This window comes from Sphingomonas montanisoli, assembly GCF_008274695.1.
Lineage (GTDB): Bacteria > Pseudomonadota > Alphaproteobacteria > Sphingomonadales > Sphingomonadaceae > Rhizorhabdus > Rhizorhabdus montanisoli.
In genome coordinates, this window is record NZ_VTOU01000003.1 from 107,570 (window position 1) to 132,387 (window position 24,818).

Consider the following 24,818-nt stretch of genomic DNA (forward strand, 5'->3'; position numbering starts at 1 on the left):
TCAGCGCTCCGGGATCTGACTGACGGCAGGCGACGACGCGGCCGCCGGCCGCGGAGCCACATAGCTGCGGCTCTCCCCGAGAAAGCGGCGGCGATTGACCTCCCACGCCTGCTCGCAGGCTGCGTCGGTGCTGCCAGCAGGCAGCGCCCGGCAGCGCAGCAGTTCCTCCATCAGCGGACCGCCCCCCGCAGACGGCGCGGGTGACGCATCGTCCGCGGCCACGGCGAAGCGCGGTGCCGACGGCACGGGATCGCGCAACGCGATCAGACCGATCATGCCGGCGATCGTGCCGACGCCGATCGCTCCGATCGCCAACGTCGGCCATTTCGGCGAGGCCGGCCGGCGGCGTGGTGCCTGCTCCTCAGTCATGGAACAGCGCCACGCTCTGGGCGACATAGCCGGTCCCGGGCTGCGAGAAGCGCCGCGCCTCCTCACGGCCCTGCGCCTCGTCAGCGGCGGCCCGCGCGGATTGGATCGCGTTCGCGCGGGCCTGGGCTGCCAGCATGGCGGTCAGGTCGGCCAGCTGGCGCGTTTGCAGCGCGATCAGCTGATTGCCGGCTTGCGCCGCCTGAAGCGCGCCCGTCGCACCCTGGCTCGCCGTTACCAGGGTGTTGGTCTGCGCGGCCGTTCCATCGAGATTGCCGGTGACGGTGGCGCCGGTGCGCAGCGAGTCCTGATACGCCGCCAGCGTATCGGTCCAGCGCGCCTGCGCGTTCGCTACCAGCGTGCCCGACGGCGTCCCGGCGAGCGATCCCGACGGATAGCGCTGGCTGAACACCTGGTCGATATTTTCGACGCGGTAGGCGATCTGCTGAGCTTGGGTGATCAGTGCCCGCGTCCGGCCGATATCCTGCTGGATCGTCGACAACACCGACGTCGGCAGGTTGGTGAGGTTGCGCGCCTGGTTGATCAGGCTCTGCGCTTGATTCTGGATCTGCGTGATCTGGTTGTTGATCTGCTGGAGGCTGCGCGCCGCCGTCAGCACGTTCTGGGCATAGTTGGTGGGATCATAGACGATCCCGCCGAACTCGGCGTCGGCCGGCGTGGCGGCAGCCAGCGCAAGCGCGGCGGCGCTCAGCGCCAGATGGGTGATGCGAGAGCGGATCATGCGAAAGCCTCCTGCGATTCGAGGGTGGGAGCGGTGAGAAGGTCGGCGGCCCAGGACAGGCCGCGGTGGCGCAGCCAGGCGGCGGCGAAGCCGTCCGCGCCGTTCCGCTCGATCAGCGCGCTGATCGCGTTGAGGTCGGACCGGGACGAGGCGGCGGCGAAGGCGAGCGCGACGGGGCCTAGCCCCAGGTCGAACAGCCGGTTTCCGAGCGAAGATTGGCAGTAATAATCGCGCTTCGGCGTTGCCGAGGCGATGATTTCGATTTGACGATCGTTGAGCCCGAACCGGCGATAGACGCCGGCGATCTGCGGCTCGAGCGCACGCTCATTGGCGAGGAACAGCCGCGTCGGGCAGCTCTCGATGATGGCGGGCGCGATCGCCGAGCCCTCGATGTCGGCGAGGCTCTGCGTCGCGAACACGACGCTCACATTCTTCTTGCGGAGCGTCTTCAGCCATTCCTTGAGCTGGCGGCCGAACAGCGGATCATCGAGCGCCAACCAGCCCTCGTCGATCAGGATCAGCGTCGGCCGGCCATCGAGGCGGCGGCCGATCCGGTGGAAGAGGTAGGCGAGCACCGCCGGAGCCGCGGTCGTGCCGACCAGACCTTCGGTTTCGAACGCCTGCGCGTCGCTCTCGCCGAAATGCTCGACATCGCCATCGAGGAGCCGGCCATAGGGTCCGGCCAGCGTATAGGGCGCGAGTGCTCGCTTCAGGCCCGATGCCTGGATCAGCACGGTAAGGCCGGTGAGTGTGCGCTGCTGGACGGGCGCGTCGGCAAGGCTGCCGAGCGCCGTCCAGAGATGATCCTTCACCTCCGGCGTGATCGCAAACTCCTCGCGTGCGAGGATCGCCGCCAGCCAGTCTGCCGCCCAGGCACGTTCGTCGAGTTCGTCGATCCGCGCTAGCGGCTGCAGCGACACCGGCGCGGCCGTGCCGCCCAGTGCGCCGCCGAGATCGTGCCACTCGCCGCCGACGCCGAGCGTCGCCGCGCGGATCGAGCCGCCATGATCGAAGGCGAAGGCCTGCGCTTCCCGGTAGCGGCGGAACTGTAGCGCCATGAAGGCGAGCAGCACGCTCTTGCCCGAGCCGGTCGGGCCGACGACCAGCGTGTGGCCGACGTCGCCGACGTGGAGCGACAGGCGGAATGGCGTCGATCCCTGCGTTCGCGCATGGAGCAGCGGCGGCGCGTTGAAGTGGGCATCGCGATCGGGGCCGGCCCAGACGGCGGATACCGGCATGATGTGGGCAAGGTTCAGCGTCGAAACAGGCGGCTGGCGGACATTCGCATAAGGGTTACCCGGCAGCGAGCCCAGCCACGCTTCGAGCGCGTTCAGCCCCTCGGCGATGCAGGCGAAATCGCGGCCGCGTACGATCTTCTCGATCGCCTGGAGCCGCAGGTCGGCATCGCGTGGTGTGTCGCCGAGAACGGTGATGGTGGTCGTGACGTAAGCATAGCCGGCTATGTCAGCGCCAAGATCCTGCAGCGCCGCGTCGGCTTCGGCCGACTTGTTGGCGGCGTCAGTATCGACCAGCACGCTCGCCTCGTTGGTCAGCACCTCCTTGATGATCGCGGCCAGGCTCTTGCGTTTGGAGAACCACAGCCGGCGAATGCGCGCGAGCATCCGCTGCGCCGACACCTTGTCGAGGCAGATCGCCCGCGTCGTCCAGCGATAGGCGAAGCCGAGCCGGTTGAGCTCGTCGAGCATGCCCGGCACCGTCACAGCCGGAAAGCTGGTGACCGACAGGGTCCTTAGATGCTTGGGCCCAAGCTGAGGCGCCAGACCGCCGACCAGCACTTCGTCCGAGAGCAGCGCATCGAGGTGCATCGGCGTCTCGGGCACGGCGATCCGCTGATCGTGCGTCGAGATTGTCGAGTGAAGATAGGTGAGGGTTTCGGCGTCCGAGAGCCAGGCGGCTTCGGGCATCACGCCTTCGATCATGTCGAGCAGGCGCCCTGTATCGCGCTCGAAATCGTCGAGATGATCGGCGGCCGTGGCGACACCTGCCGCGCCGCCTTCGTAGAACAGCGCCGACGCCTTCGATGTGTCGTCGGCCGGGGGCAGCCACTGCAGCGTCAGATAATAGGCGCTGGTGAAGTTCGGCTGGGTGACGTCCGCGCCTTCGAACTGGTCGCGTCGTTCCTCGTCGATCAGCGCCGAGACAGAGTCGGCGAAGCCGTCCGAAGCGGGGTAGCCCGGTGACTCCTTGCGCTGCGCCTCGACATAGATCGCCCAGCCGGTGCCGAGCCGCTTGAGCGCGCTGTTGAGCCGGGCCGACGTGGCGATCAGCTCGGCCTGGGTTGCGCTGTCGAGATCGGGACCGCGAAAGCGGGCGATCCGCAGGAAGCTGCCATCCTTGTTGAGGATGATGCCGGGCGCGATCAGCGCCGCCCAGGGCAGGAAGTCCGAGAGCCGCGACGCGCGGCGGGCATGTTCACGCAGGAACAGCATGGAGCTTAGCTTTCGAAAAGAGTGGGAAGCGCGATGTGGCGGCGGGCGACGGGGAGGATCTGCGGGTCGCGGCGGGCGGCGAAGACGGCCAGGCCGTGACCGACCACCGCCATTACGATGCCGGCGATCCAGAGCCTCAGGCCAATGCCGATCGCCGCCGCCAGCGTCCCGTTGACGATCGCAAGCGCACGAGGGGCGCCCGCGAGCAAGATCGGCTCGGCCAGCGCCCGATGGACGGGCGCCGCGTAGCCGGGCAGATCGCCCCCCATCATGGGGTCCTGCATCAGACGAGCGCCCCGCCGCCAAAGCTGAAGAAGCTCAGGAAGAAGGATGAGGCGGCGAAGGCGACCGACAGGCCGAACACGATCTGGATCAGCTTGCGGAAGCCGCCCGACGTGTCGCCGAAGGCAAGCGTCAGGCCGGTGATCACGATGATGATCACGCCGATGACCTTGGCGACCGGGCCCTGCACCGAGTCGACGATAGACTGCAGCGGGGTCTCCCAGGGCATACCCGAGCCGCCGGCCCAGGCTGGCGACGAGGTGAGGATCGCGGCAGCGAGGAGGCTGGCACGCTGAAGTTTCTGCAAAGGGGTCATGAGGCTGCTCCTGTGGCAAGGTGGATGTGGAGAAGGCGGTAGGTACCGTCGGGCTCGAGTCCTTCGACGCGGACGAGCTCGGACAGCCGACGTTCGGCCCCGCGGCCGGTCAGCACTGCGATCACGTCGATCGTCTCGGCGATCAGCGCTCGCGGGACATGGGCAATGGCTTCGAGGATGAGCTGCTCAAGCCGGTGGAGCGCGGCGATCGCGGTGCCCGCGTGGATCGTGCCGATCCCGCCGGGATGGCCGGTGCCCCAGGCTTTCAGAAGATCGAGCGCCTCGGGCCCGCGCACCTCGCCGATCGGAATGCGATCGGGGCGGAGGCGCAGGCTCGAGCGCACCAGGTCGGTCATCGTGACGCCGGGTGCGGTGCGGAGAGCCACGACATTGGCCGCGTCGCAGCGCAATTCGCGCGTATCTTCGATCAGGATGATCCGATCGCTGCCGCCCGACGCGACGCCGAGCAGCGCGTTGGTGAGCGTCGTCTTGCCAGTCGAGGTGCCGCCGGCCACGAGGATGTTAGCGCGCGTTTGGACCGCCTGCGCGAGATACGCCGCTGCCGTGGCAGTCATCGTGCCGGCCGCGACATAGTCGGCCAGCGCCAGCGGCAGGCTTGCCGGCCGACGGATCGAGAACACCGGCTCGGTGACGACCGGTGGCAGCAGCCCCTCGAACCGCTCCCCGCCTTCCGGCAATTCGGCCGAGACGCGCGGAGCGCCCCTATGGACCTCGGCACCGACATGGTGGGCGACAAGACGGATGATGCGCTCGGCCTGGAGCGGGCTCAGTCTCTCATCGGTCGCCGCTATGCCGCTGTCGAGGTGATCGACCCACAGCCGCCCATCGGCATTGAGCATGATCTCGGCGACATTTGCGTCATCCAGCCAAGCCGCGATCGCCGGGCCGAGCGCGCTCCGCAGCATCGCGGTTCCGCGTGCGTGAACGATGGCCGATGGCTGGGTCACTTGAGCCTGTCTCCGTGGGTCGAGAGCCGCACGAGCGGCGTCGGAGACAGGTAAAGAATGCCAAATTCGGCGGCTTACAACAGCATTCGAGGGGCGTCGTAGGACCGGCGACAGCCGGATATATTAGCGCGGAGCGGACAAGCGCGCGTTCGCGGCTGCAGCTTAATTGTACGGGCTCGCGACGCGAATCGGCTGTCTATTAAACGCCGTCGACGGCCCGACGCGAGAAGCTATGCTTTTCCCCCGGCCGCCGCCCCCGACCTGCGGCGCCGTTTCGGCTTATCGGCCAGTTCCACCCAAACCGGTGCATGGTCGCTGGTTTTCTCCCAGCCCCGGACGTGACGATCGACCTGTGCATCAACAAGCCGATCAGCCAGTGCCGGGCTCAACAGCAGATGGTCGATGCGCAGGCCGGCGTTGCGGGCATAGGCATTCCGGAAATAGTCGAAGAAGGTATAGATCACCTCGCCAGGGTGGATGGTGCGCAACGCGTCGGTCCAACCCTGGTCGAGCAACCGGAAATAGGCCGCCTTGACCTCCGGTGCGAACAGCGCGTCGTCGAGCCAGCGCTCCGGCTTGTAGACGTCGAGATCGGTGGGCATCACGTTGAAGTCACCCGCGAGCATGACCGGCGCGCCCGTCTCCAGCAGGCCGGCCGCATGTTCGATCAGCCGCTCGAACCACCTCAACTTGTAATCGAACTTCGGGCCGGGCCGTGGATTGCCGTTCGGCAGGTAGAGCCCGCCGATCAGAATGCCGTTGACCGCCGCTTCGATATAGCGGCTGTGGCTGTCGTCCGGATCTCCCGGCAGCCCGCGGCGGGTCTCGTGGATTTCGCCGACCCGGCTCAGGATGGCGACGCCGTTCCAGCTCTTCTGGCCGTGCCAGATCGCATCATAGCCGAGGTCGCGGATCGCTTTTTCCGGGAACTTCTCCTGCGGCGCCTTCAGCTCCTGCAGACAGACGATGTCGGGCTGATCCTCCTCAAGCCAGCGCAGCAACACCGGCAGGCGCCCGTTGACGCCGTTCACATTGTAGGTGGCGACCTTCATAGATCGGGCAGAACCTGGTCGGCGCGGCCCCAACCGGCGAGTGCTTTCGAGGCGGCGCGCTTCACCAGCTCGGCAGCGTCGCCGACATGCCAGTGGGCAGGCGTGTCGATCGTTTCCATCTCTTTCCAGCTGATGGGGGCCGCGACCGGCGCGCCAGCCCGGGCGCGCGCACTGTACGGCATGACTGCGGTCGCGCCCCGCTGGTTGCGAAGATAGTCGACGAAGATGCGGCCCTTGCGCTGCGCCTTCGGCAACGCGGCAGTGAAATTGTCCGGATCGCTTTGCGCGACGGCCTGGGCGAGGCGGTGAGCGAAATCCTTCACCTCCGGCCACTCTGCCTTCGGCACGAGCGGGGCAATGACGTGGATGCCCTTTCCGCCCGTGACCATAGGAAATGTCTCAAGGCCAATCTGCTGAATGATCTCCCAGAAGTGGAAGGCCGCTTTGCGCACCGCCTCGAAATCGAGTCCTTCGTCCGGGTCGAGATCGAAAACCAGACGATCGGCTTTCTCGACATCCTCGATCCTGGCACCCCAACCATGGAACTCTATGGAGCCCATCTGGACGCAGGTCAGAAGGCCATCGGGGGTGTCGATGTACAGGTACGGCTCTTCGTGCCCGTCCTTCTCCATGATCCCGACATGCTTGACCGTGTCGCCGAAGCTCCCGGCGTCATGCTTCTGGAAGAAGCATTTCTTCGCGCGGCCTTGCGGGCAGCGCACCAAGCTGATCGGACGCGACCCCACCCACGGCAGCATGATCGGCGCGACCGCCGCATAATGATCGGCGAGCTGCCCTTTGGTGATGCCCGAATCCGGATCGATCACGCGATCGCGATTGCTGATCTTGACGCTGCTGGTGGCGGGCGCCGCGATCTCGGCCACGGGCTCTTCGGTTTCCAGCACAACAGCCTCGGGTTTCTTGTCCTCACGCAAGCCTAGGTAGCTCGGGTGCCGTAGCGTCCCGTCGTTCGTCATTTCGGTATAAGCGATTTCGGCGACCAGCTTTGGCTTGAGCCAATGCGCGCCGCGCACTTCGGCCCGGGGCGCCTTCACCGTTGGTGCCGTCTGTTCCAGCGGCGCCATGATCTCCATCAGGCGAAACAGTTCAGCGGTGTCGAAGCCAGTGCCGACTTTACCCGCGTACCGGAGCTCGCCCTCGTCATGGACGCCAAGGATCAGCGATCGGAACGCCCGGCTCTTGTCCGAGGGCGTCCAGCCGACGACGACGAACTCCTGACGCTTGATGCACTTGGTCTTGACCCAACTGCCGGCACGCGAGCCCACATATTTCGAGCTGGCGAGCTTCGAGATGACACCCTCGAGCCCAGCCTGGCAGAAGCTGTTGAGCAGCTTCTCACCGCTGCCCTGAATATGATCCGAGAACCGGATATGGTCCGACTTGGCAGGCAATATGGCCTTCAGCCTGGCCTTGCGTTCGAGCAGCGGCAGGCCGGTCAGATCCTCGCCATCGAGTTCGAGCAGATCGAAGGCATAATAGTCGATGGTGGCCGGCGCGCCCTTGAGCGCACCCTGCAGCGCCTGAAAGCTCGACTTGCCGTCGGCATCGAGCACCACCGCCTCGCCATCGATCAGCGCCGAGCCCACCTTGAGCTTGGCGGCGTCCTTCAGGATGCTCGGAAAGCGCTCGGACCAGTCGAGACCCGACCGTGTGTAGGCGCGTGCCTCTCCGCCGCCGATCGCCACCAGCGTTCGGTAGCCATCATATTTCATCTCGTGGAGCCAGCGGTCGCCAGCGGGGACGGCATCGACCAGCGTGGCAAGCTGGACGGGCCGGAAAGGCGGCGGCTTGGATACGGCCGCGCTCGATTGGCCGCCGGTCGCTTTCGCCGGACGCTTCGAGCTCGTTTTGATCGCCGCGCGCGCCATGCGCGCTATGCCTTCTGCCTCATCCCCAACAGACTCCTGTAGCCGAGGAGTCGTTCCCGAGGACGGGTGCCGCTTATTTCAGTTTCGCAGCTGCGGCGTTGAGCTTCTCGCGGTCGTTACCGACTTTCTTGATCAGGTCTTCCGCCTGTTGCTTGGTGATGCCATGCTTGCGGGCAAAGTAATTCACCTCATAGCCTTCGCCAGCGGCGACCTGGCGCCGGTCGGCGCCACCACGTTTCGACTTGTTGTCAGCCATGCTTCTCTCCTTCTCACCTTGAATCGATGAGAGGACGACCAGTTCCGAAGGCGGTGGCACTACCGGTGAGGGCTATCCGCCTGCGCACCATCGGGGCGGGGCTGCTATACCGTCACGTGCCATAGCCTGTGCGGTGGTGCGGACTTGCAGCCAGCGCGCATATTCCGCCTGCGCATCTGCCAGCGCGCGGTGAACGGGCTGATGATCGTCTCCGCGTGAGTCCGTCCAGGCGAGCAACTCTGCAACTGTGTTAGCCAGCCGCTCCGGCGGGACGATGTCTGACAGGATCGCCGCCGCGCATTCACGGTTCGCATCGTCGCTGTCGCGAAGTCGGAGGCTGTGACGCGGAAACCCTGCGGCCCGCAGAAGCGCACTCAGCCATTTGCCGTCCCATGATGGAGCGCTGGCAAGCAGGTCATGGCCGGTAAGGATGTCGACCATGCGGCGGGCGACAAGCTCATGCGCCGTGCCGTCGGCAAGAAGCGTGGCGTGGCGGATATGGTGGATCGCCTCGGCGGCTGGGCCCCAGTCCGTCCATGCCGGAGCAGGCCGGATCAGATACTCCTCGGATCGACCGTCCTCGAAGACCCAGGCGACTTCGATCGGGTAGCTGAGCGACGAGGCTTCGAAATCGAGGAACACCAGCATGCCCTAAGAACGCCGGTGTCACCCGTTCGCTCATTCCAGCAGATTGGCGAGGTTCTTCAGCGTCGACTCCATGCCGGCCTTGTGATCAGCCTCGCTGATCCCCGGCGGCACATTCTCGACGATGAAGGTGACCTTCGTGCCGTCGCGCACGGGCATCAGCCGGGTCGTGATCGTCATCGTGCCGCCGAACGCGGGATCCTCGCTCTCGAAGGTGACTGCCTCGACAATCTTCTCTTCCGGAACCAGCTCGACGAACCGCCCTTCAAAGATGTCAGCGGCAGCGCTCGATTTGCCTTCGCCGGCCTCAGCATCATCGTAGATGAATGCCATGCGATAGCCGCCACCCGGCCGCGGATCGAAGTGGAAGATCTTTGCCGTCATGCCCTTCGGCGGTCGCCAGGACATGACAGTCTCAGGATCAAGGAAGGCACGATAGATGGCCCGTGGCGACGCCAGGATGGTGCGCGCTGCTGAATGGGTGGCGGAGTCGGTCATCCTGATCTGGATAGAAGGTGCGCCGCATGGCGACCAACCCAAAAGCGAAGGGCCGCCCTCACGGGACGGCCCTTCCATTGTCTTGCCTTCGCGGTCAACTTAGGCGAGCCAGCCCCTCAGGGCCAGAATTCAGGATCATGCGCTATGTCCGACCATGAACAAGCAAGGCCGCGTCCGCGATTGCACGCACGTCGGCGACGCCATTTTTGACCAGCCAACTCCCACCAACGCAAGCGACGTGAGGCTCGGCCAGCCAATCGCTGGCGGATGCCTGAGAGATCCCGCCAGTCGGACAGAAGAGCGCGTTGCCGAACGGCGCCGCGAGCGCCCTGAGCGCCGGGATTCCACCAGATGTTGCCGCGGGAAAGAATTTGAAATGGCGAAGGTCCATATCGAGCCCGCGCATCAGGTCTCCGGCGGAGGCGATTCCAGGGAGGAAGGGCACTTTGTTGGAAAGGGCGGCGTGGCCCAAGCGATCTGTTAGGCCCGGCGACACGATGAAGCTCGCGCCGGCACCGAGCGCGGCGTCAAGGTCTTTGGGATTGAGCACAGTCCCGGCCCCGACGATAGCGCCTTCAACTTTCGCCATCTCAGCGATGACCTCGATGGCACATGGAGTGCGCAATGTTACCTCGAGCACTCGCAGGCCGCCCGCGACAAGTGCTTCTGCAATGGGTAGAGCCGTCGCCACATCGTTGACGATGAGCACCGGGATGACCGGCGATACGCGCATGATTTCATCGATGGTCATTGTGTGTGCTTCCTTGCGAAAGCTGCCGCGGCACCGAATAGCCCCGGCTCTGAGAGCGTGATCAGCTTGACCGGCATGTCGCGCAGCATCGTCTCGAATCGGCCTTTGGCTGCAAAGCGTTCGGCAAAGCCGGAATGCGGGAGATGGCTGGCAAGGCGAGCGCCCAGACCTCCTGCTATCACCACTGCCGAAGCGCCTTGTATGAGCGCGATGTCTCCGGCGACTGAGCCGAGCGTCATGCAGAAGCGGTCCAGCGCAGCAACTGCCAGCGGGTCGCTACCATCGAGCGCCGCGGTCCAGAGTGCCTTGTCGTCGGGCGCTTCGATGACGTGGCTCTCGAGGCGGGCGAGAGCTTCGTAGAGCGCGCGAATTCCGGGTCCGGATACAATCCGCTCGACAGACACTCGGCGCGTGTGCTGTCGCATCGCCGACAGCAGCCCATCCTCGAACCCGTCAAGCGGGGCAAAGTCGCCGTGTCCGCCTTCGGTTTCGACCACCCGGTAGGCGGCACCATCGCGCAGCAACTGGGCAACGCCAAGTCCGGTCCCCGGTCCGATGATCGAAATCACGCCATCGTCCGGTATCGCCTGCTCGGGCCCACATAGGTGGATAAAATCGCCAGGCTCGGCTTGCGCGACGGCATGCCCCACCGCGCCAAAATCGTTCACGACAATATAGTTGTCCACGTTGAGACGCTCGGGGATCAGCGCTCGCCGCACGACCCAATGGCTATTCGTCAACTGGAGAACTTCGCCCGACACCGGGCCTGCGAACGCGATCGCTACAGCCCTCGGTAACGGGGTGGTATTGAGCGCAGCAAAGGCTTGCCAAGCGGTCTGGAAGCTCGCGTACTCTGCGGTTTTCAAGGTGGTCGGTGTCCCGAGCGACTTGACCCGGCCATCTTCGACCGTCGCGATAGCGAAGCGGGCATGGGTTCCGCCGATATCGACGGCCACGACGTCGCACTTGTGCGCCTGTGCTTCCGTCACGATGGGACTCGCGCTCATAGATCTGCACCGGCAAGCATCGCCGAGGCACCCTGTTCGGCATCATTGGCGCCGACGCGCATGAACCCGAACAGCTCCCGCCCTGTGCCAGTCCCGGCAATTGGCGGCGCGGCCGGGGCACGTCCCTCAAAGACGATCGGCGCGAGCCGAACTTCGAGACAGCCTGCGACTGCATCGAGCCGCACAACGTCGCCATCGCGAAGACGCGACAATGGCCCTCCGCCCATTGCCTCCGGGGTGACATGGATCGCCGCAGGAACCTTGCCGCTCGCTCCAGACATACGTCCATCGGTGACGAGTGCGACCTTGAAGCCCTTGTCCTGTAGCACGCCAAGCAAAGGGGTGAGCTTGTGAAGCTCAGGCATCCCGTTTGCACGCGGCCCCTGGAAACGCACGACGACAACGACGTCCCGATCAAGCTCGCCCGCTCTGAAGGCGGCGGTCACTTGATCTTGATCGTCAAAAATTCGCACGGCGGCTTCGATCGTCCAGCGAGCGCGATCGACCGCGCTGGTCTTGAAGGTAGCCCGGCCCAGATTCCCCGTGACAAGCCGCATCCCACCATCCGGCAGGAAGGGGGCGTCGTAAGCCCGAAGCATGGTCTCGTCGCGCGAGTTGGCAGGCGCATCGGCCCAAACCAGAGCGTCGCTGTCGAGCATTGGCTCGCGTGCATATTCGGTCAGGTCGCCGCTCGAGACTGTCACCAGATCGCGGTGAAGCAGGCCGCCATCGAGGAGGGTGGAGATGGTGTAAGCCATGCCGCCCGCCGCCTGAAAATGGTTCACGTCGCCCGAGCCATTGGGATAGACCCGCGCGATCAGCGGCACGGTGGCAGAAAGGCGGTCGATGTCCTCCCAGTCGATCAGGATGCCTGCGGCGCGCGCGATCGCAGGCAGGTGGATGACATGATTGGTCGACCCGCCCGTGGCGAGCAGACCGACTGCGGCGTTCACGATCGCCTTCTCGTCGACGCATAGGCCCAAAGGTCGATAATCGTCGCCGTCCCAGCCGATCTCGGCGAGGCGGTGAACGGCGGCGCGAGTCAGTTCCTGGCGCAGCTTGGTGCCAGGATTGACGAAAGCGGCGCCGGGGATGTGGAGGCCCATCACCTCCATCATCATCTGGTTCGAATTGGCGGTGCCGTAGAAGGTGCAGGTGCCGGCACCGTGATAGGAGGCGCTTTCGGATTCGAGCAGTTCGTCGCGCCCCACCTTGCCCTCGGCATAGAGCTGTCGGATGCGCTGCTTCTCCTTGTTTGCGAGACCCGAGGGCATCGGCCCCGCCGGCACCAGTATGGTCGGGAGATGGCCGAACCGCAGCGCGCCGATAAGCAGGCCAGGCACGATCTTGTCGCAGATGCCCAGCAACGCCGCGCCCTCGAACATGCCGTGGCTCAAGGCCACCGCAGTCGACAACGCGATCGTATCGCGGCTGAACAGCGACAGCTCCATGCCGCGCTGGCCCTGCGTCACCCCGTCGCACATCGCCGGCACCCCGCCCGCCACCTGCGCGGTGATCCCCGCTTCGCGCGCGAACAGCTTCATCTGCTCCGGATAGCGCCCATAAGGCTGATGCGCCGACAGCATGTCGTTGAATGCGGTGACAATGCCGATGTTCATTCGGCCGCCTTCCCGGATCGTTGCCTTATCCTCTCCGGCGGCGGCAAAGCCGTGTGCGAGATTGCCGCATGACAGATTGGGGCGGTCGACGCCGTTGTCGCGTTCTCGCCCAATCAACTCGAGGTAGCGAGACCGAGAGGATCGAGACCGTTCGATTACCCTGTCCGTAACGGCGGAAATGGCCGGTTGAACTGTCATCGCATTTGATCCTCGGCCCAGTGCACCGTGACCAGACCTCGCGCTCGGCGAAGGAACGCTGCGAGAGGGCTTGTCTCTGACGAGGTGAGCGCACGCTCCAATGCAGCACGTTTCGCTTTTCCTGCGCAGACCAGCAGCGTGCGGTTCGTTTGCGTAAGTGCAGTCAAATTCCAGCTGCGCCGCGCGACCGGCGCATTGATCGGTACCGGGTCCGGCATCGTCTCGATGAGGTGACGAGGATCGTCACCGTCGACGGGGAAACCGGGAAACAGTGAAGCGATGTGGCCGTCAGCGCCCATGCCGAGGATCACCAAATCGAATGGGAGGTGAATGTCGCTGGCTGCCTCCGCTCGATCGAGCGCGACAAACTTGGCCGCAGATCCGCATCGGCCTTGGAAGACCCGCTGCAAGCTGCCGATGTTAGACAAGGGGTGATCGAATGGCACCTGCCGCTCGTCGGTCGTCGTGATCGTGATCCGGTTCCAAGGAAGGTGGTACGACGCTAGGCCAGTGAGCATCGCGATTTGCGAGCGCCCACCGGGCAGGACTACGCTGCTGGTCCCGTTCATTGCGCAAATAGCGATCCACGTCGCGGCCTCTTCGGCGACGATCCTCGCGGCAGCAGCGGGCGATGCGTGGTCAACGATTTCGATCAGGCACTCAGTCATGCCAGGTCACCCCATCTCGCTCGGTCAAGGCAATTGCGGCGGACGGTCCCCAGGTGCCAGCGGCATAGGGTTTGGGATCAGACGCCGCTGCCTTCCATCCGGCTCTAATGCGATCGATCCACTCCCACTGCGCCTCGACCTCGTCACGCCGAACGAAGAGTGTCGGATTGCCTTCGATCAGATCAAGGAGAAGCCGCTCATAGGCGATGCGCCGCCGCTCACCGGAAAAGGCTGCGGTCAGCGAAAGGTCCAGCGGCACTTCACGGAGCTGAATCCCGTCTCGATCGAGGCCCGGCTGCTTGGCCATCATCAAGAGGCTGATGCTTTCTTCGGGTTGCAGGCGGATGATGAGCCGGTTTGGCTTGAGAGCGGTGCCCCGTGTTTCAAAGATAGAATGGGGTACGCCGCGAAACTGTACGACAATCTTGGATTGCCGGATTGGAAGCCGCTTTCCCGTTCGCAGATAGAAAGGGACGTTTTTCCAGCGCCAATTGTCGATGTGGGCCTTGATCGCGACGAAGGTTTCGGTGGGGGAGCCGGATCCAAGCTCGTCACAATAGGAGGGCACCACCGCGCCTGCGATGGCACCGGACCGATATTGGCCGGCAACGGTGTGGCTTTCGACATCCTCCGCCGTGATACGCCGGAGTGCCCGCAACACCTTCACCTTCTCATCTCGGATCGCTTGGGCGTTGTAACTGGATGGTGGCTCCATCGCGACGAACGCGAGGAGCTGGAGCATGTGGTTCTGAACCATGTCGCGAAGGGCACCGGCACCATCGTAGAAGCCGACCCGCCCCTCCAGGCCGACGGTTTCTGCGACCGATATCTGGACATGCTCGATGCCCTGCGCATTCCACATCGGCTCGAGGAGGGTATTTGCGAAGCGCAGCGCGAGGAGATTCTGGACGGTTTCCTTTCCAAGATAATGATCGAGGCGAAACGTCTGCTCCTCGGAGAAGAACTCGGCGACGGCATCATTGATCTGCGTCGAGCTGACCAGATCGTTGCCCAATGGCTTTTCCAGAGCGATCCGCGCGCCATCGGCAGTCAGGCCGGCACCGGCCAATCCTTCTATCGTCGGTCTGAACAGCGATGGTGCGGTCGACAGAAAGATCGAGAGAGCGCCTCGATCCGGGCCGATCTTGCCGGCAAGCCTGGCGAACCCTGACGCGTCGCGCGCATCAACATTGACATACTCCAGCCGGCTCAAGAACCGCTGGATGGTCGCTGCGTCGAGGCGAGCGCCTTCGATCGTTCGCTCAAGCGCGTCAGACGTCAGCACTCGAAATGCCTCGTCGTCCAATGAACTGAGTGCTGTTCCGACGATCCGCATATCCGGCGGCAACAGGCCGTCGGCCTCAAGGCCGAACAGCGATGGCAGCAACATACGTTGCGATAGGTCTCCGGTTGCTCCGAAGAGCAATAAGGTGGGCATGTGAGTCCTTTTCGTCGCTTTCGTTGGCGGCCTGCGCGAAATCGCGCGCGCCAGAACGGGCGCAGGTCAGAAGTCTGGTTTTCGCGAGATCAGCCCAAAAGCGACGATGACGGCATAACAGATCGCTGGGATCAGCAGCGACGCGCGCAAGCCTGAAATGTCCGCCATCAGGCCGGTCAGAGGCGGAATGATCGCGCCGCCGACGATGGCCATGCAAATCACGCCCGAACCTTCGGCGGCTCGCTTGCCCAAGCCGACACTCGCCAGCGAGAAGATCGTCGGGAACATGATCGAGTTCATCAGGCCGATTGCTAGCAACGCCCAACCGGAGACGGCACCAACGGTATTGGCCGAGATGAGGATGAGCAGGATCGCGGCGGTGGCGACGCCGGCCAACACCTTGCCCGGATTGATGACACGCAGAATACCCGCGCCGACGAAACGGCCGACCATGGCGCCGCCCCAGTAAAAGGCGACATGATGTCCGGCGGCTTCCTGGCCAAGATTGAGCGTGTCCGTCTGCGTGAGATAGCTGACGATCAGCGAGCCGATCGCGACTTCGGCCCCCACATATAAAAAGATGCACAACGCGCCGAACGAGAAGCGCCGCTGCCGGAGCAAATTGAAGGCGCGCAATATCGGGGCATCATCCGTGGCCGTATTCGCGAGTCGTCCGCGCCGGAGCCAGACCACTCCGGCCACGACCACGAGAGCGGCAGCAAGGCCGAGATAGGTTTTGACGACCACCTGGGCTTCGGCCGCGCGATAGGCGTCAAGCGCGGTGCCCGACAGCGTCGCCACGTTCACTTCGTTCAGCGAACCGAGGATGAGTATCGAACCCACGATCGGGAAGATGGTCGTGCCAAGCGAGTTGAACGCCTGGGCGAACGTCAGGCGACTGCTGGCGGTGCGTGCCGGCCCAAGCAGCGAAATGAGCGGGTTAGCGACGACCTGCACGGTCGTGATCCCGGCCGCGAGCACAAAGAGTGCGAACAAGAAAACGCCGAACGTGGCGGACGCGGCTGCCGGGATGAACAGCAGACAGCCCGCCGTCATCGTCAAGAGGCCGATCGATGCGGTCGTCATATATCCGAACCGCCGCACGATCGCCGCCGCCGGCACCGAGATCAGGAAATAGGCCGCGAAAAACGCCGATTGCACAAGCATGGCTTGCGCGTAGCTGAGCGTGAACAGGTCCTTCAGCTTCGGGATGATGACGTCGTTCAAACTGGTGATGCCGCCGAACACCAGGAAGAGAGCGAATACGAAGATGCGCAGATCCGGAGCGTCGACGCCGTTCTCGGGCGATCCGCCGGCGGCAACCGGATCCGTCGATGAAACGGCTTCGACGTTCAACTGCATAGCTCTCTCCTCTCGCAGGACGTCAGCGGCCAACCCGCTCCGGATGGTTTTGCGGCGTGAATATTGATGGAATGATCTGGTCGCCAGGCGTTCCGATGATGCTATTCGCTGCGGCTTGGCGTTTCAGGCGATCCAGTTCCCGAAGAGCGGCTGCCATGTCTGCTTGGAACCGTGGACTCCGCTGCATCACAGTGAGCGTGGCAGAGGCGGACAACCGCCCCGCTTCGACGGCGCTCGCGTTGTGCACCCCGCACACGATCCTACTCTCGCCATAGGCGCGTCCACGCGCCAGGATCTGAGAGGCCCGTCCCGGTAAGAGTTGAGCAAGCAAGCTTGCCCAGGTCCAGCCACGGGTCGTGTGACCCGAGGGATAATCGTAGCTGTCGCTCACTTCCGCAGCGGGTTGGCAGATCGGCCCCGCGTCGATTTTGAAAGGCCTCTGCCGTCGAAAATAGTTCTTTGCCTCGTTGTTAACGCGAGCAGTGTCTGCAGCGGCGGTCACCAGGAGCGCTGTGAGCCGAGGCGCATTCTGCGGCGTCAGATTCAGTCCGGCGGGACCGCTAAAGTCTTGCAGCAGGTCTGCCGGCCTTTCGCTCACGTCTCGCGTTGCGAGCCGCCAACGATCACTGTTTTGCAGCCCCCGGGTCTTCAGGAAGATCTCGCGATCTGCGTCGTATCGCGCGTCCCCTTGCACCGGGGCGGGCGGAACCACGTCGATGATGCTAAACCGTGTGGCCGGTAAGTAAGTCTTGGCCGGATCTAACTCGCGAGCGTCGCACCCGGCGTGAATACCAAGGCCGGCAATTAAGATGATCGCCGATCGCGAAGCCCATTTCGCCAAGGCGCCGCGGCGGAGGTGGTCGACATTCTGCGACTTCTGATAAGGAACTACCACGTGTCTAATCCAAATACATGATGCGATGAAAGGCGAACATGTCGTCGAAGGAGCAGAATTCGGGCGCTCCCAGCGTGATCATCGGCGACTTCGATGCGAGTTGCTGCGCCCAGCGATTGAACGTCCTCGCAAAGGTGACCTGCTCAGCCGCGGTCAGCCAGGCCACGAAGTAGCCCAGAGAGATGTGGAAGCGGTAAGTGTCTGGAGTCGGGATTGGAACTTTGGTCACATCTGAGATCGCAGTGCGCAGGTCTGCAAGCTTGCTGCGTTCCGCCTCATCGAATGGAAGTAGCCGTAGCGTAAGCGGAGCGCCGTTCGTCGGATCTTGAGACGGGTCGACTTTCATCCTTATCGGCAGCTCACACTTAAGACGTGACGCCTTGAGCCGTTCCGCGAGGATTTTGGTGCACCGCTCGATCGGCATGGTGAGCGGAAGATCGCCTGGCCAGGACTTGCGCTCGCGGGGCTTGTCGTTCGCTCCGCCGAATATTGTCATATGGTAACTCGAGGGCGGAAGCAGCGCTATTTTGCGAACGAACGGATGTGAAGGAGCTTCACGATAAATGTCCAAGAGCGCGTCGAAGCAGCCGGAGTGTTCACCTTGCTGGGGGACATGGCAAATAAGGGTATTGCCCGCGAACGGATGAACACGCCCGTCGGCGTAGAACTTCGAACCGACATCGGGCGGATAGGTGGAACGCGTTGCTCGCGCCGCGACGGGTGTCCCCACGACCGCTGTAGCACCAGCTGCCATAAGACCAAGAAAGTGGCGTCGGTCGGTTGGCTGCATCGTCATATACGCGGCTTCTTCAATTGCTTGGCTCCCCCGCTGAGGGGGGAGCCTTCTGGTCGGACATGAGCCGGACGTCCGGCTCGACTTCTTCAGTACGCGAAATGGAAGTTCGCGCCGACGTAGCGACGATCATCCCGCGGAACGAAGCGCACCACCCCTTGGCCGAACGTCCCCAGGTTGGTGGAGTAGGACTTGTCCGTGATGTTCTTCACGACAAAATTCAGTTCCCACCGATCGCCGCCCAGCAGACCGAGCGAAGCGTTCCAGATCCCAAACGCGCTCTGCGCAGTCGTAGGCGTCTGGTTGATGCTGTACTGGACCTTGCTTTGCGCATTTGCGTCGGTGGTCAGGCGGATCGAAAGGTCGCCGCTCAGCGGAATTTCGTAGCTCGCGCGGACGTTGCCCTTCCATTTCGGCGCATACGGCAGCGGCTTACCATTGATCTGACACGACGCGGCTGCACCGACAGGGCAAATGAAATTGTCGACGCGAGCGTCGGTGTAGGCACCGCCCGCCGAAAGCGTAAAAGCTCGCGACGGCTGGAGCGCCACGTCGAGTTCGACGCCACGGGTCGAAACCCTGCCTGCGTTGATCAGGCGAGTGACCGGCGACCCGTTGAATGTATCGAAGAAGTTGACCTGATAATTTTTGAACTTGTCGAGAAAGGCTGCGATATTGAAACGCAGCACATCGCTGAAGAAGCGCGACTTCAGGCCGATTTCATAGGAATTGGACGTCTCCGGCCTGAGTGCCGACGTGTCCTGCGGTAACATGCTGAATGCGACGTTGTACGCCGGCCCCTTGTAGCCACGGCCATAGGTGAAATAGGCCATAGCCTTCGGCGTCAGGTCATATTGCAAACCAGCACGGCCTGAAAAGCCCGTGTTGCTCGTATTGCCTCCGGCCGTAAATGCGGTCTGGATGCCCGTGACCGGCGTGGGAGACGTCGAGGTTCGCGCGAAGGAGTAGCGTAGCTCATCCCGCGTCACCCGGGCGCCAAGCGTTGCACGAAACCGGTCGGTAAAGTGAACATTCGCCTCCCCGAAACCAGCATAGCTTTTGTTGGTGACGCTATAGTTGGCGACGCCAAGGAAGCTTGCTCCGGTGCCGAGCGTCGTGGTGCGCTGATAGCGCTCCGTATCGTCACCCTGGAAGTAGAAGAGACCGACTTGATAGTCGATGAATTGGCCTTTCGGAGACGCCAGCCTCAGCTCCTGGGAATATTGGTCGAAGCTCAGATTTCCGATGTCGTGCTGCTGAGGAAATGCGGTTGTCGCCCCCGGAAGGCGGTCTTGATCCTGCGCTTGATCGTTCTTCCACCCGCGCCAAGCGGTAATCGACGTGAGAGTGTAATCTCCGATATTCCAGTCGATCTGGGCCGACAGCCCATAGTTCTTGTCCTGGGCATTGGTGAAGTAATTGGAGTTGATCGCACGGTTTTCTGCACCCGGGACGACGGGTGCGATTGCCGCCGCGAACGCGGGGAAGTTTGTCACCGCATTGGTCGGGTATGCCACCAGCGTCGTCGAGGACACGACGCCCTGCGGGGTCGTATTCTTCGCATCGGCATAGTCTCCGATCAGCGTGACCGTGAGATTTTCGGTCGGGGTAAACTGGAGCTTACCCCGCACGCCCGCATTGCGGAAACCGTTGACCGTGCTGTTGTCGAACACGTTCTTCACGTTGCCGTTATAGTGCGAATAGGCACCGGTGAGGCTGAACGCGACCTTCTCGCCAAGTGGACCGGAGACACCCGCACGAGCCCTCCACTCGTCGCCGCCCGTGTAATATCCAAGGTCGAAGAACCCGTGGAACTCATCACCGGGAGCGCGCGTGACGATGTTTACCGCACCGACCGAAGCGTTCTTTCCGAAGAGGGTTCCCTGCGGGCCACGCAGGACTTCGATATGATCGATGTCCATTAGGTCCATGCTGGCCTGACCCTGACGCGCGAGCACCACGCCGTCGATCACGGTTGAAACCGTGGGCTCCACGCCGGGCGAGGTCGATACCGTACCAAGGCCGCGGATGAAGAGCGCCTGGTCCTTGGCCGATGCCGTGTTACGGAAGTTCAGAGAGGGGACGATCGCTGAAATCCCCTGCAGGCCGGCGCGATTTTCGGAACGCAGGACGTCGCCACCAACGACCGAGATTGCAATCGGAACCTTCTGGAGCGGCTCCGCACGGCGCGTAGCCGTGACGACGATGTCGCTTGCCTCGGTCGCGCCCTCGGCGACAGGCGGTGCAGTGTCCTGGGCATGAGCTTGCGAGCCGAACGCCATAGCGATCATCGCTGCGGTGCAGGCTGTGCTCGTGAAATGCACGACGTTTGAGCGATTTACAGACATTCCGATCCTCCTCTAGCACGGTATGGATGCGTCGAAATCACTCGCCGCAAGTCCGCTTGGCAGCCCCTATGCCACCAACGCGCCGCAAATACACTCACAAAGTGTAGGTTTAATGACATTATTTTCTGAAGGCGCTGTTGTTTCCACGCGCGGCAGGTGCGATCACCCAAGGTGATAGGAGAATTGCTGGCAAAATGTCCGAGAACGGTCCCTCATTTGCGAAGCTGATGAACAGCGAGCGAGGCGTGCTTGATGCACTGTTCCGCGCCGGCAGCACCACGCAGGGCGACTTGGTCAATGCATTCGATCTGACTCAGCAATCAATCTCACGCATCGTGGGTGGATTGGCGGACCGACAGATGGTCGCCGCTGGTCGAAAGGTGAGCGGCGCAAAGGGATATCGGACGTCGGCGCTCAAGCTCGTCGGAGACTTTGCTCATTCGATCGGCGTGTCGATTACCGCTGGGACGGCATCGCTCGTGGTGATGAACTTTGCCGGTGAGGTGGTAGCCCGGCGCAAGGCTCATCCCCGTACCATGGGCGTCGAAAATGTTGCCGTCTGGATCGAGGGCGAGATGCGAGGCGACCTCGGGGAGGATGTTCGGCGCGGTGCCTTTGTCGGCCTTGGTATCAGCATCGCAGGCTCGTTTATCGATGCGCGATCTTTCAACACGCCGAGCTATCTTGAAGAGTGGGCCGGCATCGACGTTGAGGAAGTGCTCCGGACGAGGATGGGATGCGCAGTATTTGCCGAAAACGACGGTAATGCCGCGACACTGGCCGAGGGTATCCTCGGAGTTGGCCGGTGGGCTCCGAGCTTTGCGTACCTTTACCTCAGTTCCGGTGTAGGCGGTGGCCTCATGCTGAACGGTGACCTCTGGCGCGGGCGCTACGGCAACGCAGGCGAATTTGCGGGTGGCCTGCCGCCAAATATTTACCCGTTCCCGAATCTGGAGCTCCTACGTGTGCTAGCTGCGCGTGACGGCATCAACTTCGAGACTGTCGACGAGCTCGTGTCCAATTATGATCCGGCTTGGCTGGCGATCGATGAGTGGATCTCTCGTGTCCATGACTCTGTTTCCATCATCGTCTCGAACGCAACGGCCATCCTCGACCTCGACGCCATCGTTCTGGGAGGTCTCATCCCGACCGATTTGGCCCAGCGCTTGGCGGCCAAGGTCGAAATGTTCGACCAGCGACGTCGCTCGGTCGCCCGTCCGATTGCAAGGCTAGTGCCTGCGGAAGTGCTATCGGACGCGGCGGCCATTGGGGCAGCGATGCTTCCGCTACGCGCGACCTTTTTTACGCCGCAGGGCGTGCGGACTCCCATCGCCGCCGCCAGAGGAGCAGGAGCAGAACAGTGAGCACGCCGGCGGTTATCGGCGGCAGCGTCATCCCTAACAGCAAGCGGCTGCTTGTCACTTCGCGGAACGACGAATCCTCAAGCAACAAGCCGATCCCTGCCGCGCTGGTCGCTAGCGAGAGTTTCGCCGAAGCTGTGAACACGCCGTAGGCGACGCCCTCATTTCCGGCGCCGGTGTCGGCAATGACGTCTCCATATGCCGACCATAGGGCCGCGCCGACACCGCCGCTGCTGACGCCAAATAAAAGGGCGGCAGGCAGGATGGACCATGCGACGCCCGTGCCAGCTGCTGCAAAGAGGGCAGCAGTCACTGAGATGCTAAGGCAAGTGACCGTTATCTTTATGGGACCGGAGCGATCTTTCAGAGCGCGAAGCCAAAATGGCTGCCCGAGCACCATGCCGACCGAGATGAGTGAGATCGTTATCGTGCCAAGAACCGGATCCAGGAGATGCGATGCGGCGTAATAAGGAAGGAGCTTGGTGAACACCGGGCTCGCGAAGGAGGTGATGAACATCGCCGCGATCAACAGCCAGGCCAGCGAGTCGATTTTACCGCCGAGGGGCTGAACCGAAGTTTCGGCTTGGACAGGCAAGGTCGGACCATGACCCTCATCCCGCACCGCGAAATAAAGCATCGCACAGGCGCCGACAGTGACGATCGCCATAAAAATACCGAGGCCGAGCAGCAGCGGCGCGCGCATCGTCTCGACTGAATAGACAAGAGAGGCCACCGTGCCGGCAACCGTTAAGGCAGCAAGACCGCTTCCGGCTAGTCGTGCAGCAGCGAGATAAGTTCTGTCTGCGACCGTGCCGACCGCCGAACTCAGCATGGCATTCTGCGGAATATCGATGAAGGCATAAGCGATCCTGAACAGCAAGATCGCGACTGCAGACAACGTCAAAGGTGCTTCCGGTCTCATTGCGGGGACCGCAAAAAGGAACATGAGGGCTGCCGATGTCGCCAACGCTCCCATGAACTGAAGATGAGCGGCCGATACGGCGCTCGAGAGGCGGCGTTTGAGGAGCACACCCACCACTACGTCCAGTAGGGCACTCAGCAGAAAGCTTCCGCACAGCACCCAACCCACAGAGGACGGGCCGAGTTGGGCAACTTCGGTCAGCAAAAACGCAAACAGAGACTCGCTTCCATACCAGAAGATGCTCTTGCCGAAGTGAGCAGACGCGTACGCTACGGTTAGCGACCGGAGCGGCTGGACGTTAGTAATCGGCTCCGCGGTAGACATCGAGTCCATAATCGCTTCCGCGCGCTTCGCGCACACAATCTCCTGATCGCCATGACTAGCCGTCCGATGGCGCTGAGGTAAGGCGGGCTCGTATTAATATAGATCGTTCCGTGCCTAAAAGTGCCGCTCGTTAGAACTCCCGAATTTCCTGGCGACCAACCCAAAAGCGAAGGGCCGCCCCTGGCGGGACGGCCCTTCCATTGTCTTGCCTTCGCGGGCAGCTTAATCGAGCCGGACCCCCACGGTGGAGGCCATGCTCACTTCAGTCGCCGCAGTCGGCGTGGGACAATGAGACATTCGACCACCTCCTTTCCGTTGTTGAACGATACAGCGGATGTGGGACCTCAGCCGCCAAATTCAATCCGCCAAATCGCTGTGATGCAATGATTTCGACGCGCCGCGATCGCTGAGGCTGCGGAACGTGATCGACCAGCGAGGCAGCTCCATCGGGACGATGCTGTGCTCCCATTGGTGACGAACCTCGCCGGCCAGATGATAGATCGACCGGGGCGCAAAGTCGGCTTTCACGCGAGCGAACCCGCTGGCAGTCCGCTGGCGCAAGCGCAGGGTCGCGGCGTTGCCGAGCGAAATGCCGACGACATGTTCGAACACCGGCCGGTCCTTGTGCCAGCCGATGCCCGCGCCCGGATCGTAGCGGATCAACAAGGCCTGGACGAGCTGATCGGGCGCGAGGCCCGCGAAAGCGGCGGCCCGCGCTTTCACCGGCTCGAGCCACTCCGGGAGCGGATCGGTCGGCTCGAACCGGCCGCTCTCGAAATCGTAGCTCCAGCCGAACGACCGGGTCAGGCGCTTGCCCGTCCATTGTTGAAACCGGAACGGGCTGAGGCCCTCGCCATCGATCTTGCCGATGAGGGAAGCCTCTTCCTCCGCGGAGATGATCTCCGGCCGCGTGGCCAAGCCCGCGACGAGCGGGGCATCGAAGAGGTCGGCCATCATGATCGTGGCCGCCAAGCGCGTCCGCCTTCGATCCCGCCAGCCTGGCGCAACAGGAGCCCGAGCGGGCGACCGCCAAGCGTGCAGGCGGCGACCACGCGGTCATAGCTGCGCCGTCCGGCGCGGCAGACCAGGGGCTTGCCCATCGCCAATCGTTCCAGCCGCCGCTTGGCTTCGCGGCCGCCGGCTTCGTGCAGTTCAGGCGCGTAGAAGTCCGCGAGCCGGACCTCGATCCAGCGATCGGGGCGTCCAGCCGGTCCGACGCAAAGGCCGTCGCCATCCCCAACGTAGCGGACGACCCCGGCGAAGGTGGTGCCCTTGGCGGGCAACGCGCCCTCGCACGGATCGGCGAGCGCAGGAGCGGACCAGGCGCAGGCGAGGAAGCTCGCCGCGGCGATAAGGTTCAGGCGGTTCATGGTCGCAAGATCAGCGCAGCTGGCTGTCCTTGCTGCCGCGCCGGTTGATGCCGGAATAGGTCGGGCGCTTGTCGCGAGCCGACTGGCAGGACACGCAGGTTCGCGCGCCCGGCAGCGCGCGGCGACGCGCTTCCGGGATCGGCTCGCCGCATTCTTCGCACTCGGCCAGGCCGTCGCCCGTGGGCATGCGCGCACGCGCGCTCGCCAGCGCGTCCTTCACGCTGTCCTCGATCTGCTCCTGAACGGCGCCGTCGGGCGCCCAGCCATTGGCCATGCGTGCTCGTTCCCGCGGAAGTGC

The 24,818-nt window shown here is 63.4% G+C and carries 25 protein-coding genes; 1 reads left to right on the top strand and 24 read right to left on the bottom strand.

Annotated features, from left to right (window positions below; genetic code table 11):
* The 20 genes from trbK-alt to FYJ91_RS11800 form a co-directional block, all read right to left on the bottom strand.
* A complete protein-coding gene (gene trbK-alt, locus FYJ91_RS11705; protein WP_181008476.1) occupies nucleotides 1-369 on the bottom strand; it encodes a putative entry exclusion protein TrbK-alt in 369 nt (122 codons plus the stop codon).
* Nucleotides 362-1,108 carry a P-type conjugative transfer protein TrbJ gene (trbJ, locus tag FYJ91_RS11710; protein ID WP_149522488.1) on the bottom strand — a complete coding sequence of 249 codons (747 nt, stop codon included), beginning with the start codon at nucleotides 1,106-1,108 and terminating at the stop codon, nucleotides 362-364. The genes trbK-alt and trbJ overlap by 8 nt, the downstream gene beginning before the upstream one ends.
* Entirely contained in the window at nucleotides 1,105-3,558 is a 2,454-nt protein-coding gene (gene trbE, locus FYJ91_RS11715) for a conjugal transfer protein TrbE (protein ID WP_149522489.1), read from the bottom strand. Before trbE ends, trbJ begins: the two co-directional genes overlap by 4 nt.
* A 5-nt stretch (nucleotides 3,559-3,563) precedes the next feature.
* Nucleotides 3,564-3,842, bottom strand: a complete 279-nt coding sequence (locus FYJ91_RS11720) for a VirB3 family type IV secretion system protein (RefSeq protein ID WP_246152591.1) — start codon at nucleotides 3,840-3,842, stop codon at nucleotides 3,564-3,566.
* On the bottom strand, nucleotides 3,842-4,156 hold the full coding sequence (locus tag FYJ91_RS11725; protein WP_149522490.1) for a TrbC/VirB2 family type IV secretion system protein: 315 nt from the start codon (nucleotides 4,154-4,156) through the stop codon (nucleotides 3,842-3,844). The genes FYJ91_RS11720 and FYJ91_RS11725 overlap by 1 nt, the downstream gene beginning before the upstream one ends.
* The gene (trbB, locus tag FYJ91_RS11730; RefSeq protein WP_149523327.1) at nucleotides 4,153-5,082 is read right to left on the bottom strand and encodes a P-type conjugative transfer ATPase TrbB; all 930 of its coding nucleotides are present in this window, start codon (nucleotides 5,080-5,082) and stop codon (nucleotides 4,153-4,155) included. The genes FYJ91_RS11725 and trbB overlap by 4 nt, the downstream gene beginning before the upstream one ends.
* Nucleotides 5,083-5,354: 272 nt before the next feature.
* A complete protein-coding gene (gene xth / locus FYJ91_RS11735) occupies nucleotides 5,355-6,176 on the bottom strand; it encodes an exodeoxyribonuclease III (RefSeq protein WP_149522491.1) in 822 nt (273 codons plus the stop codon).
* Nucleotides 6,173-8,065 carry a DNA ligase D gene (gene ligD, locus FYJ91_RS11740; RefSeq protein WP_149522492.1) on the bottom strand — a complete coding sequence of 631 codons (1,893 nt, stop codon included), beginning with the start codon at nucleotides 8,063-8,065 and terminating at the stop codon, nucleotides 6,173-6,175. The genes xth and ligD overlap by 4 nt, the downstream gene beginning before the upstream one ends.
* A gap of 73 nt (nucleotides 8,066-8,138) precedes the next feature.
* Complete coding sequence (locus FYJ91_RS11745; RefSeq protein WP_070158206.1) at nucleotides 8,139-8,321, bottom strand: DUF3606 domain-containing protein; 183 nt, start codon at nucleotides 8,319-8,321, stop codon at nucleotides 8,139-8,141.
* A 72-nt stretch (nucleotides 8,322-8,393) separates the two neighbouring features.
* Complete coding sequence (locus FYJ91_RS11750; RefSeq protein WP_149522493.1) at nucleotides 8,394-8,969, bottom strand: 3'-5' exonuclease; 576 nt, start codon at nucleotides 8,967-8,969, stop codon at nucleotides 8,394-8,396.
* A gap of 30 nt (nucleotides 8,970-8,999) precedes the next feature.
* Nucleotides 9,000-9,464, bottom strand: a complete 465-nt coding sequence (locus tag FYJ91_RS11755) for an SRPBCC domain-containing protein (protein WP_149522494.1) — start codon at nucleotides 9,462-9,464, stop codon at nucleotides 9,000-9,002.
* 142 nt (nucleotides 9,465-9,606) lie between these two features.
* Nucleotides 9,607-10,215: a bifunctional 4-hydroxy-2-oxoglutarate aldolase/2-dehydro-3-deoxy-phosphogluconate aldolase gene (eda, locus tag FYJ91_RS11760; protein WP_149522495.1), complete on the bottom strand. Its 609-nt coding sequence runs from the start codon at nucleotides 10,213-10,215 to the stop codon at nucleotides 9,607-9,609.
* Nucleotides 10,212-11,222 (bottom strand): glucokinase, encoded by a 1,011-nt coding sequence (locus tag FYJ91_RS11765; protein ID WP_149522496.1) that lies wholly within the window; start codon nucleotides 11,220-11,222, stop codon nucleotides 10,212-10,214. Before FYJ91_RS11765 ends, eda begins: the two co-directional genes overlap by 4 nt.
* Nucleotides 11,219-13,039, bottom strand: a complete 1,821-nt coding sequence (gene edd, locus FYJ91_RS11770) for a phosphogluconate dehydratase (protein WP_149522497.1) — start codon at nucleotides 13,037-13,039, stop codon at nucleotides 11,219-11,221. The genes FYJ91_RS11765 and edd overlap by 4 nt, the downstream gene beginning before the upstream one ends.
* Entirely contained in the window at nucleotides 13,036-13,707 is a 672-nt protein-coding gene (locus FYJ91_RS11775) for a 6-phosphogluconolactonase (protein ID WP_149522498.1), read from the bottom strand. The genes edd and FYJ91_RS11775 overlap by 4 nt, the downstream gene beginning before the upstream one ends.
* A complete protein-coding gene (zwf, locus tag FYJ91_RS11780; RefSeq protein WP_149522499.1) occupies nucleotides 13,700-15,145 on the bottom strand; it encodes a glucose-6-phosphate dehydrogenase in 1,446 nt (481 codons plus the stop codon). Before zwf ends, FYJ91_RS11775 begins: the two co-directional genes overlap by 8 nt.
* A 66-nt stretch (nucleotides 15,146-15,211) precedes the next feature.
* Complete coding sequence (locus FYJ91_RS11785) at nucleotides 15,212-16,507, bottom strand: sugar MFS transporter (RefSeq protein ID WP_149522500.1); 1,296 nt, start codon at nucleotides 16,505-16,507, stop codon at nucleotides 15,212-15,214.
* Between the two features lie 22 nt (nucleotides 16,508-16,529).
* The gene (locus FYJ91_RS11790; protein WP_246152592.1) at nucleotides 16,530-17,402 is read right to left on the bottom strand and encodes an acid phosphatase; all 873 of its coding nucleotides are present in this window, start codon (nucleotides 17,400-17,402) and stop codon (nucleotides 16,530-16,532) included.
* A 4-nt stretch (nucleotides 17,403-17,406) separates the two neighbouring features.
* A complete protein-coding gene (locus FYJ91_RS11795) occupies nucleotides 17,407-18,198 on the bottom strand; it encodes a DUF1868 domain-containing protein (RefSeq protein WP_149522501.1) in 792 nt (263 codons plus the stop codon).
* An 86-nt stretch (nucleotides 18,199-18,284) separates the two neighbouring features.
* Nucleotides 18,285-20,543: a TonB-dependent receptor gene (locus FYJ91_RS11800; RefSeq protein WP_246152593.1), complete on the bottom strand. Its 2,259-nt coding sequence runs from the start codon at nucleotides 20,541-20,543 to the stop codon at nucleotides 18,285-18,287.
* 194 nt (nucleotides 20,544-20,737) lie between these two features.
* On the opposite strand from FYJ91_RS11800, the gene FYJ91_RS11805 reads away from it, so the two are divergent.
* Nucleotides 20,738-21,907, top strand: a complete 1,170-nt coding sequence (locus FYJ91_RS11805; protein ID WP_149522502.1) for an ROK family transcriptional regulator — start codon at nucleotides 20,738-20,740, stop codon at nucleotides 21,905-21,907.
* Here the strand turns inward: FYJ91_RS11805 and FYJ91_RS11810 are convergent.
* The 4 genes from FYJ91_RS11810 to FYJ91_RS11825 form a co-directional block, all read right to left on the bottom strand.
* Entirely contained in the window at nucleotides 21,846-23,159 is a 1,314-nt protein-coding gene (locus tag FYJ91_RS11810; RefSeq protein WP_149522503.1) for an MFS transporter, read from the bottom strand. The genes FYJ91_RS11805 and FYJ91_RS11810 overlap by 62 nt on opposite strands.
* A 348-nt stretch (nucleotides 23,160-23,507) precedes the next feature.
* On the bottom strand, nucleotides 23,508-24,107 hold the full coding sequence (locus tag FYJ91_RS11815; RefSeq protein ID WP_425474046.1) for an alpha-ketoglutarate-dependent dioxygenase AlkB: 600 nt from the start codon (nucleotides 24,105-24,107) through the stop codon (nucleotides 23,508-23,510).
* The gene (locus tag FYJ91_RS11820; RefSeq protein ID WP_149522504.1) at nucleotides 24,104-24,520 is read right to left on the bottom strand and encodes a thermonuclease family protein; all 417 of its coding nucleotides are present in this window, start codon (nucleotides 24,518-24,520) and stop codon (nucleotides 24,104-24,106) included. Before FYJ91_RS11820 ends, FYJ91_RS11815 begins: the two co-directional genes overlap by 4 nt.
* A 10-nt stretch (nucleotides 24,521-24,530) precedes the next feature.
* Complete coding sequence (locus tag FYJ91_RS11825; RefSeq protein ID WP_061935724.1) at nucleotides 24,531-24,794, bottom strand: DksA/TraR family C4-type zinc finger protein; 264 nt, start codon at nucleotides 24,792-24,794, stop codon at nucleotides 24,531-24,533.
* Nucleotides 24,795-24,818 lie beyond the last annotated feature (24 nt).

Coding starts and splice junctions, on each gene's coding strand:
- FYJ91_RS11820 (WP_149522504.1), bottom strand. CDS start 24,520: ATGAACCGCCTGAACCTTATCGCCGCGGCGAGCTTCCTCGCCTGCGCC.
- trbJ (WP_149522488.1), bottom strand. CDS start 1,108: ATGATCCGCTCTCGCATCACCCATCTGGCGCTGAGCGCCGCCGCGCTT.
- trbB (WP_149523327.1), bottom strand. CDS start 5,082: ATGCTGCGGAGCGCGCTCGGCCCGGCGATCGCGGCTTGGCTGGATGAC.
- eda (WP_149522495.1), bottom strand. CDS start 10,215: ATGACCATCGATGAAATCATGCGCGTATCGCCGGTCATCCCGGTGCTC.
- FYJ91_RS11765 (WP_149522496.1), bottom strand. CDS start 11,222: ATGAGCGCGAGTCCCATCGTGACGGAAGCACAGGCGCACAAGTGCGAC.
- FYJ91_RS11750 (WP_149522493.1), bottom strand. CDS start 8,969: ATGCTGGTGTTCCTCGATTTCGAAGCCTCGTCGCTCAGCTACCCGATC.
- edd (WP_149522497.1), bottom strand. CDS start 13,039: ATGACAGTTCAACCGGCCATTTCCGCCGTTACGGACAGGGTAATCGAA.
- FYJ91_RS11725 (WP_149522490.1), bottom strand. CDS start 4,156: ATGACCCCTTTGCAGAAACTTCAGCGTGCCAGCCTCCTCGCTGCCGCG.
- trbK-alt (WP_181008476.1), bottom strand. CDS start 369: ATGACTGAGGAGCAGGCACCACGCCGCCGGCCGGCCTCGCCGAAATGG.
- zwf (WP_149522499.1), bottom strand. CDS start 15,145: ATGCCCACCTTATTGCTCTTCGGAGCAACCGGAGACCTATCGCAACGT.
- FYJ91_RS11795 (WP_149522501.1), bottom strand. CDS start 18,198: ATGACGATGCAGCCAACCGACCGACGCCACTTTCTTGGTCTTATGGCA.
- FYJ91_RS11785 (WP_149522500.1), bottom strand. CDS start 16,507: ATGCAGTTGAACGTCGAAGCCGTTTCATCGACGGATCCGGTTGCCGCC.
- FYJ91_RS11745 (WP_070158206.1), bottom strand. CDS start 8,321: ATGGCTGACAACAAGTCGAAACGTGGTGGCGCCGACCGGCGCCAGGTC.
- xth (WP_149522491.1), bottom strand. CDS start 6,176: ATGAAGGTCGCCACCTACAATGTGAACGGCGTCAACGGGCGCCTGCCG.
- trbE (WP_149522489.1), bottom strand. CDS start 3,558: ATGCTGTTCCTGCGTGAACATGCCCGCCGCGCGTCGCGGCTCTCGGAC.
- FYJ91_RS11810 (WP_149522503.1), bottom strand. CDS start 23,159: ATGGACTCGATGTCTACCGCGGAGCCGATTACTAACGTCCAGCCGCTC.
- FYJ91_RS11815 (WP_425474046.1), bottom strand. CDS start 24,107: ATGATGGCCGACCTCTTCGATGCCCCGCTCGTCGCGGGCTTGGCCACG.
- ligD (WP_149522492.1), bottom strand. CDS start 8,065: ATGGCGCGCGCGGCGATCAAAACGAGCTCGAAGCGTCCGGCGAAAGCG.
- FYJ91_RS11805 (WP_149522502.1), top strand. CDS start 20,738: ATGTCCGAGAACGGTCCCTCATTTGCGAAGCTGATGAACAGCGAGCGA.
- FYJ91_RS11825 (WP_061935724.1), bottom strand. CDS start 24,794: ATGGCCAATGGCTGGGCGCCCGACGGCGCCGTTCAGGAGCAGATCGAG.
- FYJ91_RS11755 (WP_149522494.1), bottom strand. CDS start 9,464: ATGACCGACTCCGCCACCCATTCAGCAGCGCGCACCATCCTGGCGTCG.
- FYJ91_RS11720 (WP_246152591.1), bottom strand. CDS start 3,842: ATGCAGGACCCCATGATGGGGGGCGATCTGCCCGGCTACGCGGCGCCC.
- FYJ91_RS11775 (WP_149522498.1), bottom strand. CDS start 13,707: ATGACTGAGTGCCTGATCGAAATCGTTGACCACGCATCGCCCGCTGCT.
- FYJ91_RS11800 (WP_246152593.1), bottom strand. CDS start 20,543: ATGTCTGTAAATCGCTCAAACGTCGTGCATTTCACGAGCACAGCCTGC.